This is a genomic window from Cupriavidus sp. H18C2 (assembly GCF_049393795.1).
GTDB classification, from domain to species: Bacteria; Pseudomonadota; Gammaproteobacteria; order Burkholderiales; family Burkholderiaceae; genus Cupriavidus; species Cupriavidus pauculus_C.
Genome location: NZ_CP186010.1, coordinates 851,070 through 865,624 on the forward strand (window position 1 = coordinate 851,070; position 14,555 = coordinate 865,624).

Here is a 14,555-nt window from a genome sequence, read left to right on the forward strand (position 1 = left end):
CGGATGCTGACTCGTCGGACGCATTTGTCGGTGTTTGTCGGACAGCGCGGAACCATGTGGGCGCGGTAAGGTTCCTAGAAGGGACGGCGTGCCGCCATCGCGCAGCACGCTGGCGCTTTCAAACAGGCAATTGAGGAGAATTCGATGCAGGAACAACGCAAGGATCAAGCAAGGCCGTGGCTGGCCCTTGGCGGGCTCGGCGCACTGGCGCTGGCGGCCGGACTGGCCGGCTGCGCGCAACCGGGCTACGGCGGTTACGGCAACTACAACACCGCGCCGCCGCCGACCGGCTATCAGCAACCCAATAACTCGACCTACCAGGCACCGGCCGGCTCGGTGTTCACGGGCCGCGTCGAGTCGATCGAGCCGATCCAGACCACGCAGGGCAGCTCGGGCATCCTGGGCACCGTGATCGGCGGTGCGGCTGGCGGCCTGCTGGGCCACCAGATTGGCGGCGGGCGTGGCCAGACGGCCGCGACGATCGTCGGCGCCGTGGGCGGTGCCGTGGCAGGCAACCAGATCGAGAAGCGGACCGGCAGCAATACGTCGACCGTGTACCGCGTCAACGTGCGGCTCGACGATGGCCGCGTGGCCACCGTGACGCAGAGCAATATCGGCAACCTGCGCGTGGGTGACCGCGCCCGCGTGGCCAACGACATGGCGACGCCGTACTGACCAACCCCGGTCGACTGACGACCGGGAAAGCAAAAACGCCACACGTGATTCGCGTGTGGCGTTTTGCTTTTTGCTTTGTCGCGGCGGCCCGTCGTCAATCCTTCAGGAACATTTCCTGGAGGTCGTTGAGGAAGCGCCGGCCCAGTTCGGTCGGCTTGATGGTCGTCGGGTCGGCTTCCAGCAGCCCTTTCTGCTCGGCGGCGGCCAGCATCTTGCCGATGGCATGCAGCGGCAGGCCGGTGTAGTCGTGGAAGCTCGATGCCGGCACGCCATCGGTCAGCCGCAGCGCGTTGAGCATGAACTCGAATGGCAGTTCATCGGCGCCAACCTCGCGCGCCTCCTGCACGGCGTTGCCGGCCATGGCCTGATCCATGTACGTGGCCGGATGCTTGTGCCGCATCTGGCGCAGGATGCGGTTCGGAAACGACAGCTTGCCGTGCGCCCCGGCACCGATACCCAGATAATCGCCGAAACGCCAGTAATTAAGGTTGTGCCGCGCCTCGCGATGCGGCCGGGCGTAGGCCGACGTCTCATAGTGGCGGTAGCCGGCCTGGGCCGTGCGGGCCTCGATGATGTCCTGCATCTCGTAGGCCAGGTCCTCGTCGGGCAGCGCCGGCGGGAATTTGGCGAACAGCGTGTTCGGTTCGAGCGTCAGGTGGTAGAGCGACAGGTGCGCGGTGCCGTACGACAGCGCCGACTCCAGGTCGCGCACGCACTCGTCGATGGTCTGGCCCGGCAGCGCGTACATCAGGTCCAGATTGACGTTGTCGAAGTGCCGCAGCGCGATGTCGATCGCCGCGCGCGCTTCCTTCTCGCCGTGGATGCGGCCCAGCGCCTGCAGGTGGGCGTCGTTGAAGCTCTGGATGCCGATCGACAGCCGGTTGATGCCGCTGGCGCGGTAGCTGGCAAATCGTTCGGCCTCGAAGGTGCCGGGGTTGGCTTCCATCGTGATCTCGGCGTCGGCGTCCAGCGGCAGCAGCGCGCGGATATCCGACAGCAGCCGGTCCATGCCGGCCGCCGACAGCAGGCTCGGCGTGCCGCCGCCCAGGAACACCGTGTGTACTGGCCGGCCCCAGACCAGCGGCAGCGACTGTTCCAGGTCCGCGCGCAGCGCATCCAGGTAGCGGTCTTCGGGGATGTCGTGGCTGTCCTGCCCGCCGGGCGCCGCGTGCGAGTTGAAATCGCAATACGGGCACTTGCGCACGCACCACGGGATATGGACGTAGAGCGACAGCGGCGGCGAACCGGGCAGGGCGATCTGGCCCGGCTTGAGCCAGAGTTGCGGGTTACCGGTCGACGCCGGCTCGGCCGGCTTGCCGCTGCCGGCGGGAATGATGGGGATCATGCAGAAACCTTGGGCGCTACGCGCCGACCTTGAGACTCGCGGCCTGCAGCCGGGCCACCAGGCCCTGCAGCGCCAGCGCGCGATGGCTGATGCCGTTCTTTTCCTCGGCCGTCAGCTCCGCCGCCGTCTTGCCGATCTTGGGCAGCAGGAAATGGGGGTCGTAGCCGAAGCCGCCCGTGCCGCGCGGGGCATCCACGACCTCGCCGGCCCACGTGCCCTCGGCGATGATCGGACGCGGGTCGTCGGCATGGCGCACCAGCACCAGCACGCAGTAGTAGTGCGCGTGGCGGTTCAGTTTGCCGGCCAGTTGCGAGATCAGGTGCGCGTTGTTGGCGGCGTCGGTCTTGGGCTTGCCGACCATCTGCGCATACCGGGCCGAATAGACGCCCGGCGCGCCGTCCAGGGCGTCGACGCAGATGCCCGAGTCGTCGGCCAGCGCGGGCATGCCGGCGAGCCGGCTGGCGTGGCGGGCCTTGGCCAGCGCGTTCTCCACGAAGGTGGCAAACGGCTCCTCGGCCTCGGGGATGCCCAGCTCGCCCTGCGGCACGACGTCGAAGCCGAGCGGGGACAGCAGCGCGCCGAATTCGCGCACCTTGCCGGCGTTGTTGGAGGCCAGGACCAGGCGTTGCATCGTCAATCCCTCCTGCGCGTCAGACGCCGAGCGCCTGCTTCTGGTGGCGCACCAGCTCGGCGATGCCGGCTTCGGCCAGGCGCGTCATGGCGTCCAGGTCGGCGCGGCTGAACGGGGCGCCCTCGGCGGTGCCCTGGACTTCCACGAAGCCGCCGCTGCCGGTCATCACCACGTTCATGTCGGTGTCGCAGTTGCTGTCCTCGGCGTAGTCCAGGTCCAGCACGGGCACGCCGTCGACCATGCCCACCGACACGGCCGCCACGAAGTCGCGGATCGGGCTGGCGGCGATCAGGCCGTCGCGCAGCATGGTGCCGATGGCATCGTGCGCGGCCACGAAGGCGCCGGTGATGGCGGCCGTGCGGGTGCCGCCGTCGGCCTGCAGCACGTCGCAATCGAGGTGGATCGTGTATTCGCCCAGCGCGGAGAGGTCGAAGACCGAGCGCATGGCCCGGCCGATCAGGCGCTGGATTTCCTGCGTGCGGCCGGTCTGCTTGCCCCGCGCCGCCTCGCGGTCGGAGCGCGTGTGCGTGGCGCGCGGCAGCATGCCGTATTCGGCCGTGACCCAGCCTTCGCCGCTGCCTTTCTTGTGCGGCGGCACCTTCGCCAGCACGCTGGCCGTGCACAGCACCTTGGTGTCGCCAAAGGCACTCAGCACCGCGCCTTCGGCGTGGCGCGTGTAGTGGCGGGTCAGGCTGATGGGTCGCAGCGCGTCGGCCGCGCGTCCGCTGGGTCGCATGGGGATCTTTCGTCGGAATCGGATGAGACCGCGATTCTAACGCCGCCGGGCCGGTCGTGCGCCGGCCGCGGCCCCGGACGCCGGTCAGCGCATCAGGTTCGAGGTCTTGTCGATGGCCGCGCGGATCTCGGCAATCGAGCGTTCGATCTCTTCCTCGGACAGCAGGTCGGTGTCCGAGCCCGTGCGCTCCAGGATCGACGTGGTGAACGCGTTCAGCGGCAGCGTGTCGGTCAGCACCGCCTCCTCGTTGGTCACGGTGGCGTCGGCTTCCCACATCATCGCGATCGCTGTGGTGTTGTCGGCACCTTCGCCGGCGTTGGCCAGCGACTGCTCGATCAGGTCGGGAATCGCGTGGACGACCGACAGGTGCGTCACCTTGTCGACGATGACCTTTTCCTCCAGCGCGCCCCAGAGCCCGTCCGAGCACAGCAGCGCCACGTCGCCCGGCTCCAGCCGCACCGGGCCGCCGATGTCGATCAGCGGCAGGTTGGGCGACCCCAGGCAGTTGTAGAGCTTGTTGCGTTCCGGATGGTTGGCCACCTCCATCGGCAGCACGCGCTCCTGCTGCAGCAGGTTCTCGATCTTCGAGTGGTCGCGCGTGCGGGTGAGCAGCGCGCCCTTGCGCATCAGGTAGAAGCGCGAGTCGCCGGCGTGCGCCCAGTGGATCTGGCCGTTCTGGATCAGGCAGCAGACCACCGTGGTGCGCGGCACGTCGGCCAGCTTGTTGGCCTCGGCGTACCGGTGGATCTCGCGGTGCGCCAGCATGACCGTGTCCTGCAGGAAATCGGCAGGATTGCGGATGGCCGGGCGGGCCTGGGTCTGGAACTGGCGGGCCAGCGTCTGCAGCGCCTGTTGCGCGGCCACTTCGCCAAAGGCATGGCCGCCCAGGCCGTCGGCCAGGACCATGAGCAGGGCGTCGCGGGTAAAGCAGTAGCCCATGCGGTCCTGGTTGATCCGGCGGCCGCCCTTACGGCTTTCCTGGTAGACGGAGAATCGCATTGCGGGAATTCGTGTCGGGTTCGTGCGTTAGTTGCCGCTTCGGCCGGCTTGCGCGGCGTGCACGGGATTGGCGGCGTCGGGCTTGTCCGGGCTCTTGTCCTCGCGGCGGCGCAGCAACGTCATGAAGCGGCTGGTGGCGTTCATGCGCTCGGTCACCGGGCCGGCCGGCGTGCTGCTGGCGGCGGCCGCGGCCGACTGCTCGCCCAGGGCGTTGCTCTGGTCGCGCAGCTCTTTCTGCAGCCGGAACACGCTCTGCGGGCGCTCGGACGGCGTCAGCCGCAGGCACCATTCGACCAGGTCGACCAGGCCGTTCGTGTACGTGGCGCGCAGCCGCGCGAAGGAATCGGCCATGCGGTCGTCCTTCTCGCGCTGATTGGCCTCCTGCGGCGGCATGCCGGCCATGCAGGCGTAGAGCGTGGCGCCCAGGCTGTAGATGTCGGTCCAGGGGCCCAGGTCGGAATGCTTGCCGTACAGCTCCGGCGCCGCGAAGCCCGGCGTGTACATGGGCTGGAAGCGCGCGTTTTCCATCGTCAGGATCTGCCGGGCGGCGCCGAAGTCGAGCAGGATCGGCGATTCGTCCTCGCGCAGGTAGATGTTGCCGGGCTTGATGTCCAGGTGCAGCAGCTTGTGAATGTGCACCTCGCGCAGGCCGCTCATCAGGTCGTGGAACACCTTGCGGATGAAGCGCTCGCGCAGCACCTTGGCCTTGCCCTGCTGCCGGGCCTGCAGGATGTGTTCCTGCAGCGTCTTGCCCAGCTCGTAGTTCATGACCATGTAGACCGTGGCGTTCTCGCGGAAGAAATTCACCACGCGGACCACGCTCGGGTGCGAAATGCGCGCCAGCGACCGGCCTTCCTCGAAGAAATACTTCAGGCCTAGCCGGAACGAGGCGGCGTTTTCTTCGGGCACGACGGGAATCAGCTCGCCCGGGCTGCGGCGCGCCAGCGACGACGGCAGGTATTCCTTGATGGCAACCGGGGCGCCGGTCTCGTCCGTGGCAAGGTAGACGAAACTGAACCCCCCGCTGGCCAACTTCTTTACAATACGGTAGTTGGCAAGCAGCGTGCCGATCGGGAGCGGCGCGCTCTTGGGTGGGTTGGCGCCCTTGGACTCTGTCATAGGATTCGGGACCTCATTTGCTCCCGGATTCTCCGGTCTAATCGGTCACTTGTAAAGAAATCCTTGGCAGGGACTGTTGCCAAAACTCCGCGCCCCCCGGCTGCCGGTTTTCCCTTGATTTTGCTGGCGTTTTTGCCGCCGCCGCGGTGCCGCCGACGGACCCCGGCCCCGCGCCCCGTACCAATTCTTCAATTTTCGACTCTTTCGCGAGATTAACGACGATGATCCACAGCATGACAGGCTATGGCCTGGCCACCCGCCAGGCACCGCTGACCAACGCCCAGGGCGAACCCAGCGGCCGCACGGCATCGGTTTCCGTGGAGTTCCGGACTGTCAATTCGCGTTTTCTCGACCTGTTGTTCCGCGCGCCCGAAGAGTGCCGCGCGTTCGAGCCGGCGCTGCGCGAAATGCTGATGGGCGAGCTGTCGCGCGGCAAGCTCGAATGCCGCATCAACCTGCAGCGCACCGACACCGGCGGCGCCACGCTGGCGCTGAACCAGTCGCTGCTGGACCAGATCCGCGCGCTGGAGTCGACCGTGGGCGCCACCTTCCCCAGCGCCGGCACCATGCGCATGGGCGAGCTGCTGCGCTGGCCCGGCGTGCTGGTGGAGCCCGAGCTGTCGCAGGAAGCGCTGCGCGAGGCCGTGACCGGCGCCGCCCGCGAGGCGCTAAAGCAACTGCTGGAAGCGCGCAGCCGCGAGGGTGCCGCGCTCAAGGCCACGCTGGAGGAGCGCATCGACGCCATGCTGGCCATCGTCGAGCGCCTGACGCCGATGATCCCGCAGCTGATCGCCCATCACCAGGAAAAGCTGACCGAGCGCCTGCAGGAGGCATTCAACCTGGCCGCGCCCAACGGCATGCCGTCGATGAGCCGCGAGGAAGTGGCAGAGCGCATCCGCCAGGAAGCCACCGTCTACGGCATCCGCATCGACATTGCCGAGGAACTGTCGCGGCTGCAGGCCCACCTGAACGAAACGCGGCATATCCTGAAGAAGGGCGGCCAGGTGGGCAAGCGCCTGGACTTCATGATGCAAGAGCTCAACCGCGAGGCCAACACGCTGGGCTCGAAGGCCGCCGCCAAGGAACTCGCCGATGCGTCGATGGAGCTCAAGCTCCTGATCGAGCAGATGCGCGAACAGATTCAAAACCTCGAATAAGATCATGAGCGAAACGACCCACACCGCCATCGATACCGCCTATCCCGGCAACCTGTTCATGGTGGTGGCACCGTCCGGGGCCGGCAAGTCCACGCTGGTCAACGCGCTGCTGGCGCAGGACCAGTCCATCCGCCTGTCGATCTCGCACACCACGCGCAAGCCGCGTCCGGGCGAGCAGAACGGGCGCGAGTACCACTTCACCACGGTCGACGAGTTCCGGGCCGCCCGCGACCGCGGCGAGTTCCTGGAATGGGCCGAGGTGCACGGCAACTACTACGCCACGTCGCGCGTCTGGATCGAGCAGCAGATGGCCCAGGGCAACGACGTGCTGCTGGAGATCGACTGGCAGGGCGCCCAGCAGGTGCACAAGCGCTTTTCGAACGCGGTTGAGATCTTCATCCTGCCGCCGTCGCTGACGGCGCTGGAGGAACGGCTCAAGAAGCGCGGCCAGGACGAGCAGAACGTGATCGTGCGCCGGCTACTGGCCGCGGGTAGCGAAATGGCCCATGCGTCGGAGTCGGACTACGTGATCATCAACGAGGTGTTCGAGGACGCGCTGCGGCAGCTCCAGAACGTCGTTCACGCGACCCGTTTGCGCTTTTCGTCGCAAAAGGCGCGTCACGCCGAGCTGTTCATCGAGCTCGGCATTCACTGAAGCGCAGGGCGTCGCCGGAAGGTTCTGGCGACGTGCTGTAAAATACCGGCCTGTCGAACAGGTTTTATCCCAAGGTGGATTTGATATGGCGCGTATTACCGTCGAAGATTGTCTGAAACACATCCCGAACCGCTTCGAGCTCGCCCTCGCCGCGACCTACCGTGCACGCCAGCTCGTGCAGGGCCACACGCCCAAGGTCGAGGCCAAGGACAAGCCCACCGTGGTGGCGCTGCGCGAGATTGCGTCGGGGCAGGTCGGCATCGAGATGCTGAAGAAGGTTCCGACCTGATTTCCCAGGCGGCCCGTGGTTCATTCATGCTTCGCGTGCGTACGCAACCAGCCGCGCATCCAGTTGAATTCCAGGGGCCGCCGCCATGCCTTCGTCGCCGTCCGATCCCGCCGTCGCTCCCCCGGGCAACCCCGGGACCGGGGCGTCGCGCGCACCGACGGCGGCCAAGCTGCCTGGCGCTGTGGCGACTGCCGCACCGGTTGGTGCGGCAGCTTCGTCTGTGGCGCCCGGTGCACCACTGCCGGGCGTCGTGCCGGTTTCCACATCCCTGCCGCCGGTGCCTGTCGCGCCGGCCGGGCGTAGGCGTCCCGGACCGCTTCCCTTGACCGCCCGTACCGGTGCTCCCAATCTTCCCGACCCGCTCGGCGACAACGTCGTCGGCGAGCGGGCCGTCGTGCCGCCGATCCAGCAGGCCAAGGGCCGCGCGGCGCTGGCCAACGAGCTGGTAGCCGAGCCGGTGGCCGGTACCGTGCCGGCCACGCCGGGCGGCGACCTGTTCATCGACGCCGTGCTGGCGCAGTCCTATCGCCACTTTTTCGGGCCGACGTCGCAGCCTGCGGTGCCGCCGCGGCAGCAGGTCATCTCGATTGCGCGGCTGATGGAGAAGCTGGCCTACCTGAAGCCGGCCGACCAGACGCTGGTGCGCGAGGCATTCCAGTTCTCGGACGAAGCCCACCTGGGCCAGTACCGCCAGAGCGGTGAGCCTTACATCACTCACCCGGTGGCGGTGGCCGAGCTGTGCGCGGACTGGAAGCTCGACGTGCAGTCCATCATGGCGGCGCTGCTGCACGACGTGATGGAGGACCAGGGCATCACGAAGAGCGAGCTGGCCGAGAAATTCGGGCCCAAGGTTGCCGAACTCGTCGATGGCCTGACCAAGCTGGACAAGCTCGAATTCCAGAGCCGCGAGCAGGCGCAGGCGGAAAGCTTCCGCAAGATGCTGCTGGCGATGGCGCGCGACGTGCGGGTGATTCTGGTCAAGCTGGCCGATCGCACGCACAACATGCGCACGCTCGATTTCGTGCCGCCCGAGAAGCGGCGCCGGATCGCGCTGGAAACCATGGAGATCTACGCGCCGATCGCGCACCGGCTGGGTCTCAACACGATTTACCGCGAGCTGCAGGACCTGTCGTTCAAGGTGGGCTCGCCGTTCCGGTACGCCACGCTGGAAAAGGCCGTCAAGGCCGCGCGCGGCAACCGGCGCGAGGTGGTGCGGCGCATCCTGGAGGCGGCGCAGGCGGCGCTGGCCGACGCCGGCATCGTGGCCGAGCTGTCCGGCCGCGAGAAGACGCTGTACAGCATCTATCGCAAGATGCACGACAAGCAGTTGTCGTTCTCGCAGGTGCTGGACGTCTACGGTTTCCGCGTGGTGGTGGAAACGCAGATGCACTGCTACATGGCGATGGGCGCGCTGCACAGCCTGTACAAGCCGATGCCGGGCAAGTTCAAGGACTACATCGCGATCCCGAAGATCAACGGCTACCAGTCGCTGCACACGACGCTGGTGGGCCCGTTCGGCACGCCGGTGGAGTTCCAGATCCGCACGCGCGGCATGCACCAGATTGCCGAGGCCGGCGTGGCGGCGCACTGGATGTACAAGCACCAGGCCGACCATGCCAACGATATCCAGCAGCAGGCGCACCAGTGGCTGCAGTCGCTGCTGGACATCCAGAGCCAGACCGGCGATTCGCAGGAATTCCTGGAGCACGTCAAGATCGACCTGTTCCCGGACGCCGTCTACGTGTTCACGCCCAAGGGCCATATCCGCGCGCTGCCGCGCGGCGCCACGGCGCTCGACTTTGCCTATGCCGTGCACAGCGACCTGGGCAACCAGTGCGTGGCGGTCAAGATCAACAACGAACTGCTGCCGCTGCGGACCGAGCTGAAGAGCGGCGACATCGTCGAGGTGGTGACGGCGCCGTACTCGAAGCCGAATCCCGCGTGGCTGGCGTTCGTGCGCACGGGCAAGGCGCGCGCGGCGATCCGCCACTACCTCAAGACCACCAAGCTCGACGAGGCCATCCAGCTCGGCGAGCGCCTGCTGGACCAGGCCGCGCGCCAGCTCGGCATCGAACTGAAGGCGGTGCCGCAGTCGGTGTGGGAGCGGATGATCCAGTGGACGGGCAACAAGCTCAAGGAAGACATCTTCGCGGACCTGGCGCTGGGCCGGCGCGTGCCGGCCGTGGTGGCGCGCCGCATGGAGATCCTGCTGCAGGAGCTGTCCGGCGACGTGGACAGCGCGCTGCTGGCCGCGGTGCAGACGTTCGCCGGAGAGGAAGCGCCGGCCGTGCCGATCACCGGCGACGAGGGCATGTCGATGATCTTCTCGGCGTGCTGCCGGCCGATCCCGGGCGATTCGATCGTCGGCTACCTGGGCAAGGGCGAAGGGCTGCAAATCCACGTGCAGGATTGCAAGGTGGCCAAGCGCCTGCACAGCAAGGACCCCGAGCACTGGATCGAGGTCATGTGGGCCAAGAAGACGACGCGGGCGTTCGACGTGTCGATCAAGGTCATGGTGCGCAACGTCAAGGGTATCGTGGCGCGCGTGGCGGCCGACCTGACCGCCGCCGACGCCAACGTGGCGCACGTGGCGATGGAGCAGCAGCAACAGGCCGGCCATCAGGAAGCCACTTACATGCAGTTCGTGATCCAGGTACAGAACCGCCTGCACCTGGCCAATGTCATGCGGGCGCTGCGGCGCAATCCGGACGTGATCCGGATCTTCCGCGACCGCAACGACGGCTAGGGCGCCGCCGACCCCTTCGGCGGATACCGGACTTCCAGGATGTCGATCTGTTCCACGCCGGCCGGCGTGCGCAGCGGCACGGTGTCGCCTTCCCGCGCCTTGATCAGCGCCTTGGCGATCGGCGAAATCCAGCTCACGTGGTTGCTGTCGAGGTCCACCTCGTCCATGCCGACGATCGTGATCGTGGTTTCCTCGCCGGCCTGGTTGGCGTAGGTGACCGTGGCGCCGAAGAAGATCTGGTCGTTGTCGCCCTGCAGCGAGGGGTCGACGACCTCGGCCTTGTCCAGCCGGCGGGTCAGGAAGCGGATGCGGCGGTCGATCTCGCGCAGGCGCTTCTTGCCGTAGAGGTAGTCGCCATTCTCCGAGCGGTCGCCATTGGACGCCGCCCACGACACGATCTGCACGATATCGGGCCGCTCCACGTCGATCAGGTGCATCAGCTCGTCGCGCAGGCGCTGGTAGCCAGTGGCGGTGATGTAGTTCTTGGTTCCAGCGGGGAGCGGCGTGGCGCCTTCGGGAAGGTCGTCGTCGTCATCGTTGGACGACTCTTTGACAAAAGCCTTGTTCATGTTCCGGATCACTTCATGAGGCTTCAATTATAGGAAGTTGCGCCCCGCCATCGCGCTGGCCGAAAAAAATGCGCGCGGGGGCTTCACAAAACTGAAAACTTCTATATAATCTCTTTTCTCGGTTGCGGCTGTAGCTCAGTTGGATAGAGTACTTGGCTACGAACCAAGGGGTCGTGGGTTCGAATCCTGCCAGCCGCGCCAACCTAATACGTGAAAAGGGCTTCCAGAAATGGAAGCCCTTTTTGCATTCGCGCTTCCGCCTTCCTTCTGCCTTTCCTTCCTGTTCTGCGCCTAGTGTCGTACGCCTGGTCTGGTTGCGCTGTCGGTGTCTATCCTGTTTGCATGGGGGTGCGGAACGCGGGCGGCCCGGCCTGTTCCAACCTGCATCGGCAACCTGATCGACGGAGGCAACTCATGGAGCAGGAAGACTGGCGCACCGAAGGCTATCGCGGGATGGATGCCTACGTACTCGTGACCTCGCACCACGACACGACTGCCGGCAGCGTGGGCGATACCCAGACCTGGGGCTACGAGGTGCGCGTGGCGCAGGAGGGCATGGACCCGTCCGACGCCGGCGATACCGAGCGCGTGGGCAGTGGCATCCATGTCTTTGCCACGCGCCATGCGGCTGAAGTGGCGGCATTCGCGGCGGCTTACGCGTTGATCGACAAGCTCGTCGGGCCGGCGCGCTGACACGGCATGCCCTTGCGCGTCGCCGTATTGGTTCATTGCGGGACGCGCAATGGCTTGACGCGCAATGGCATATCACAGGCCGCTTCCGGCCTGATCGTTCCCCACTTGACCAGGATCATTTTTGGATCGGCATCCCGCTCCTAGGCTGGTGTTGTGCGCGCCGTCGTGCGCGCCTGCAGCAGAACAAGGAGTACGCCATGCCCGAGTACGACGGTATCAAGATCGTCTACGAAGTGGTCGTCCTGCCCAAGGACAAGTGGGCCATCATGATTGAAATCCTCCGACGCGAGGACGGCGCCGTTCTGATGTCGCGCCACAACCCGTTTCCGCGCCAGCCGTTCGACACCAAGCTGGAGGCGCTGGATCACGTGAATCGCTACGTCGCGGACGTGGTCAAGAATCTCGACCGCGATGCCATGCAGAGGAAGCGGCGCTGCGCATAGCGGCCATTCTCCGGAATGGTGCAAGAAGTGCTTGCCACGTGCGCCAGACTGCGGCATAATCTCTTTCTTCAGACGCGGGGTGGAGCAGTCTGGCAGCTCGTCGGGCTCATAACCCGAAGGTCGCAGGTTCAAATCCTGCCCCCGCAACCAGATACGTAAGAAGGGCCGCACGATCATTCGTGCGGCCCTTTTTGTTTGGGTGCTTCGGCAGAGTTGCGGGTTCCAAGAACTACGCGACGAACTACGCCTCAGCCCTTGATCAGCGACGCGGCCCGCGTGAAGGTGTCACGCACCTGCGGCTGTTCCTCTTTCTCGGCGGCCTCGGCGCGCGCTTTCAAGCGCGACGCCAGCACTTCCAGATTGCCACCGTTGCCGCAAGCCCGCGCGGCCTCGTTCATCAGCTGCGTCAGTTCCTGGTTGACGTCGGCGCCATCGAAGGCGCTGACGGACAGGGCCGACACGCGTTCCAGAAAGCTGTTGACCAGTGCTTCATCATGTTGCGGTTCGGGCATGGTGGCTCCTTGTCGAACGATAAGAACACTGTGAAAGTGAGAAAGGACTGGCGAAACGGTTATCGCTGCCCGGGCAGTTGGGGCAGGGCGGCTACGCCGCGCCGCGCCGGTTTCAGCGCGCGGGTCGGCCACAGGACGTAGTTGGTATGCGGGTCCATCGGCTTGCCGAAATAGGACACCCACACCTGCACACCGTGTTCGGTCTCGGACACGATCGCCGCCACGGCACGCGCGGCGACAGACGGGGACTTCAGCAGTTCGCCCAGCGCTTCGACGCCCTGGACGACATGGTGCTTCACCCCCCTGAACCATACGTACTGACGCATGGCGGCAAGAAATCCTTTAGTCATTGATCTGCTCTTCTCGATGGCATTGCAAAACTGAGACCACAGCTTACACGGATAGTTGTGACCGTTTTGTAGGCTCGCGTCTGATTTTCCGTTGAGAATCCGGGATGTGATGCCCCCGCAATTTGACGACGCAACGCGGGTCGCCACGCCCTATGTGCGACCCCAAATTGACAAGCTGTTGCACTTGCCTTAGCGTGGTTTCATATGCCGCACATCGTGCCAGCATAGCCGCAGATTTCCGCGTATGGGATGCAACCTTGGGGAGCGCCGATGACCGAAGACATGCTGCTGCAACTGATGGTGGAAGTGGAGAAGGCCGATCCCATCGACTATGCGAATCTGCCGTTCGACGACGACAAGCTCCGCGCCCTGGCCTGCAAGCTGATCGCCGAGCGTTCGACCGAGCTTGAAACCTCGGGCATGTCGAAGGAGGCGCTGCTTGCCACGCTGTGGGCTTCCACCGCCAAGCTGGTGCTCGAAAACATCGTCCTCAACGCCCGGCTGCTGACCCTCCAAGGCAAACCGGAAGATGCGCGGGTCCTGATCGACCGCATTGCACGCCAATCCCGCGGCGGCGCCTGACGCGTATCGCTAATAAGCGCCCCATGCATCACACGATGCATGGGCATCGCCGATTAGCTAAAATATCGCGTTTTCCGCCCCCATCACTCGAAGAGAGTACCGGTCACTTTCGGGGCGGTGTTTGTCCTGGAGGGATTTCGGGTGATCAAATGGATAATCGTCGCGGCCTACCTGGGTGCCATCCTGTATGTGCACTTCCGCGGCAAAGTGAGGCTGCCCTTGATGCGCCAGATGCTGGACCACTCGGCACTGGTCGCCCCGGTCAATTGCTTCATGTACATGTTCTCCGGCGTGCCCCGCACGCCATACATCCCGGTCGACCGCTTTCCTGAACTGGAAAAACTGCGCGCCGCGTGGCCGCAGATCCGCGACGAGGGCCTGGCGCTGATCGCCATGCGCAAGATCAAGGCTGCCGACAAGAACGACGACGCCGGTTTCAACTCGTTCTTCAAATACGGCTGGAAGCGTTTCTACCTGAAATGGTACGAAGCGCAGCACCCGTCGGCCGAAGTGCTGTGTCCCAACACCGTGGCGCTGCTGCGCGACATGCCGTCGGTCAAGGCGGCGATGTTCGCGGAACTGCCGCCCGGCGGCAAGCTGAACCCGCACCGCGATCCGTTTGCCGGTTCGCTGCGCTACCACCTGGGCCTGTCCACGCCGAACGACGACCGCTGTTTCATCGAGGTGGACGGCGAGCGCCATAGCTGGCGCGACGGCCAGGGCGTGGTCTTCGACGAGACCTATCTGCACTGGGCCGAAAACCGCAGCGAGACCGACCGCCTGATCCTGTTCTGCGACATCGAACGCCCGATGCGCTATCGCTGGGCCGCCGCCTTCAACCACTGGATGGGCCGCAAGGTCATGACGGCCGCCAGCTCGCCCAACGACGACAACGACCAGACCGGCGCCATCAACAAGCTGTTCCGCTTCGTCTGGCTCGGCGGCCAGTACCGCCGCCGCTTCAAGGCGTGGAACAAGAGCGTGTACTACGTGACCAAGTTCGGGCTGATCATCGGCGGCGTGGCGCTGATTGTGTTTCTCTGATCGTTTGCAG

General features: G+C 65.7%; 18 protein-coding genes and 2 tRNA genes. 11 read left to right on the top strand and 9 right to left on the bottom strand.

All coding sequences use genetic code 11. The features are described from left to right. Nucleotides 1-144 precede the first annotated feature (144 nt). On the top strand, nucleotides 145-675 hold the full coding sequence (locus EPAKOI_RS04065; protein ID WP_124684945.1) for a glycine zipper 2TM domain-containing protein: 531 nt from the start codon (nucleotides 145-147) through the stop codon (nucleotides 673-675). Between the two features lie 94 nt (nucleotides 676-769). Here the strand turns inward: EPAKOI_RS04065 and hemW are convergent, their stop codons facing one another. From hemW to EPAKOI_RS04095, 6 genes are all read right to left on the bottom strand, one after another. Next, on the bottom strand, nucleotides 770-2,020 hold the full coding sequence (hemW, locus tag EPAKOI_RS04070; protein ID WP_124684944.1) for a radical SAM family heme chaperone HemW: 1,251 nt from the start codon (nucleotides 2,018-2,020) through the stop codon (nucleotides 770-772). 16 nt (nucleotides 2,021-2,036) lie between these two features. Beyond that, on the bottom strand, nucleotides 2,037-2,651 hold the full coding sequence (gene rdgB, locus EPAKOI_RS04075; RefSeq protein ID WP_423193043.1) for an RdgB/HAM1 family non-canonical purine NTP pyrophosphatase: 615 nt from the start codon (nucleotides 2,649-2,651) through the stop codon (nucleotides 2,037-2,039). Nucleotides 2,652-2,670: 19 nt separating this feature from the next. Beyond that, complete coding sequence (gene rph / locus EPAKOI_RS04080; RefSeq protein WP_313835702.1) at nucleotides 2,671-3,387, bottom strand: ribonuclease PH; 717 nt, start codon at nucleotides 3,385-3,387, stop codon at nucleotides 2,671-2,673. An 84-nt stretch (nucleotides 3,388-3,471) separates the two neighbouring features. Then, a complete protein-coding gene (locus EPAKOI_RS04085) occupies nucleotides 3,472-4,386 on the bottom strand; it encodes a PP2C family protein-serine/threonine phosphatase (protein WP_124684941.1) in 915 nt (304 codons plus the stop codon). 27 nt (nucleotides 4,387-4,413) lie between these two features. Further along, a complete protein-coding gene (locus EPAKOI_RS04090; RefSeq protein WP_423193044.1) occupies nucleotides 4,414-5,505 on the bottom strand; it encodes a serine/threonine protein kinase in 1,092 nt (363 codons plus the stop codon). Between the two features lie 37 nt (nucleotides 5,506-5,542). Continuing rightward, complete coding sequence (locus EPAKOI_RS04095) at nucleotides 5,543-5,740, bottom strand: hypothetical protein (protein ID WP_423193045.1); 198 nt, start codon at nucleotides 5,738-5,740, stop codon at nucleotides 5,543-5,545. On the opposite strand from EPAKOI_RS04095, the gene EPAKOI_RS04100 reads away from it, so the two are divergent. The 4 genes from EPAKOI_RS04100 (at nucleotide 5,727) to EPAKOI_RS04115 (ending at nucleotide 10,352) form a co-directional block, all read left to right on the top strand. Continuing rightward, complete coding sequence (locus EPAKOI_RS04100) at nucleotides 5,727-6,662, top strand: YicC/YloC family endoribonuclease (RefSeq protein ID WP_124684939.1); 936 nt, start codon at nucleotides 5,727-5,729, stop codon at nucleotides 6,660-6,662. The genes EPAKOI_RS04095 and EPAKOI_RS04100 overlap by 14 nt on opposite strands. A gap of 4 nt (nucleotides 6,663-6,666) precedes the next feature. Further along, nucleotides 6,667-7,317: a guanylate kinase gene (gene gmk / locus EPAKOI_RS04105; protein ID WP_124684938.1), complete on the top strand. Its 651-nt coding sequence runs from the start codon at nucleotides 6,667-6,669 to the stop codon at nucleotides 7,315-7,317. Nucleotides 7,318-7,402: 85 nt separating this feature from the next. Further along, nucleotides 7,403-7,606 carry a DNA-directed RNA polymerase subunit omega gene (gene rpoZ, locus EPAKOI_RS04110; RefSeq protein WP_006578656.1) on the top strand — a complete coding sequence of 68 codons (204 nt, stop codon included), beginning with the start codon at nucleotides 7,403-7,405 and terminating at the stop codon, nucleotides 7,604-7,606. Nucleotides 7,607-7,928: 322 nt separating this feature from the next. Continuing rightward, nucleotides 7,929-10,352 (top strand): RelA/SpoT family protein, encoded by a 2,424-nt coding sequence (locus tag EPAKOI_RS04115; RefSeq protein ID WP_124684937.1) that lies wholly within the window; start codon nucleotides 7,929-7,931, stop codon nucleotides 10,350-10,352. On the opposite strand, the gene greB is transcribed toward EPAKOI_RS04115, so the two are convergent. After that, entirely contained in the window at nucleotides 10,349-10,921 is a 573-nt protein-coding gene (greB, locus tag EPAKOI_RS04120; RefSeq protein WP_313835711.1) for a transcription elongation factor GreB, read from the bottom strand. The genes EPAKOI_RS04115 and greB overlap by 4 nt on opposite strands. 124 nt (nucleotides 10,922-11,045) lie before the next feature. On the opposite strand from greB, the gene EPAKOI_RS04125 reads away from it, so the two are divergent. From EPAKOI_RS04125 to EPAKOI_RS04140, 4 genes are all read left to right on the top strand, one after another. Continuing rightward, nucleotides 11,046-11,122, top strand: a tRNA-Arg gene (locus EPAKOI_RS04125). A gap of 213 nt (nucleotides 11,123-11,335) precedes the next feature. Then, a complete protein-coding gene (locus tag EPAKOI_RS04130) occupies nucleotides 11,336-11,614 on the top strand; it encodes a hypothetical protein (RefSeq protein ID WP_423193046.1) in 279 nt (92 codons plus the stop codon). 197 nt (nucleotides 11,615-11,811) lie between these two features. Beyond that, nucleotides 11,812-12,057: a hypothetical protein gene (locus EPAKOI_RS04135; RefSeq protein ID WP_313835714.1), complete on the top strand. Its 246-nt coding sequence runs from the start codon at nucleotides 11,812-11,814 to the stop codon at nucleotides 12,055-12,057. Between the two features lie 73 nt (nucleotides 12,058-12,130). Beyond that, nucleotides 12,131-12,207 (top strand) — tRNA-Met (locus EPAKOI_RS04140). Nucleotides 12,208-12,305: 98 nt separating this feature from the next. Here the strand turns inward: EPAKOI_RS04140 and EPAKOI_RS04145 are convergent. Together EPAKOI_RS04145 and EPAKOI_RS04150 are read right to left on the bottom strand one after the other, a co-directional pair. After that, on the bottom strand, nucleotides 12,306-12,569 hold the full coding sequence (locus tag EPAKOI_RS04145) for a hypothetical protein (RefSeq protein ID WP_124684933.1): 264 nt from the start codon (nucleotides 12,567-12,569) through the stop codon (nucleotides 12,306-12,308). 59 nt (nucleotides 12,570-12,628) lie between these two features. Continuing rightward, complete coding sequence (locus tag EPAKOI_RS04150) at nucleotides 12,629-12,919, bottom strand: hypothetical protein (RefSeq protein WP_124684932.1); 291 nt, start codon at nucleotides 12,917-12,919, stop codon at nucleotides 12,629-12,631. A 270-nt stretch (nucleotides 12,920-13,189) separates the two neighbouring features. Here EPAKOI_RS04150 and EPAKOI_RS04155 point away from each other — a divergent pair, with 270 nt between their 5' ends. Together EPAKOI_RS04155 and lpxO are read left to right on the top strand one after the other, a co-directional pair. After that, nucleotides 13,190-13,501: a hypothetical protein gene (locus tag EPAKOI_RS04155; protein WP_124684931.1), complete on the top strand. Its 312-nt coding sequence runs from the start codon at nucleotides 13,190-13,192 to the stop codon at nucleotides 13,499-13,501. A gap of 141 nt (nucleotides 13,502-13,642) precedes the next feature. After that, nucleotides 13,643-14,545, top strand: coding sequence for a lipid A hydroxylase LpxO (lpxO, locus tag EPAKOI_RS04160; RefSeq protein WP_124684930.1), 903 nt, complete (start codon nucleotides 13,643-13,645; stop codon nucleotides 14,543-14,545). Nucleotides 14,546-14,555: the final 10 nt, after the last annotated feature.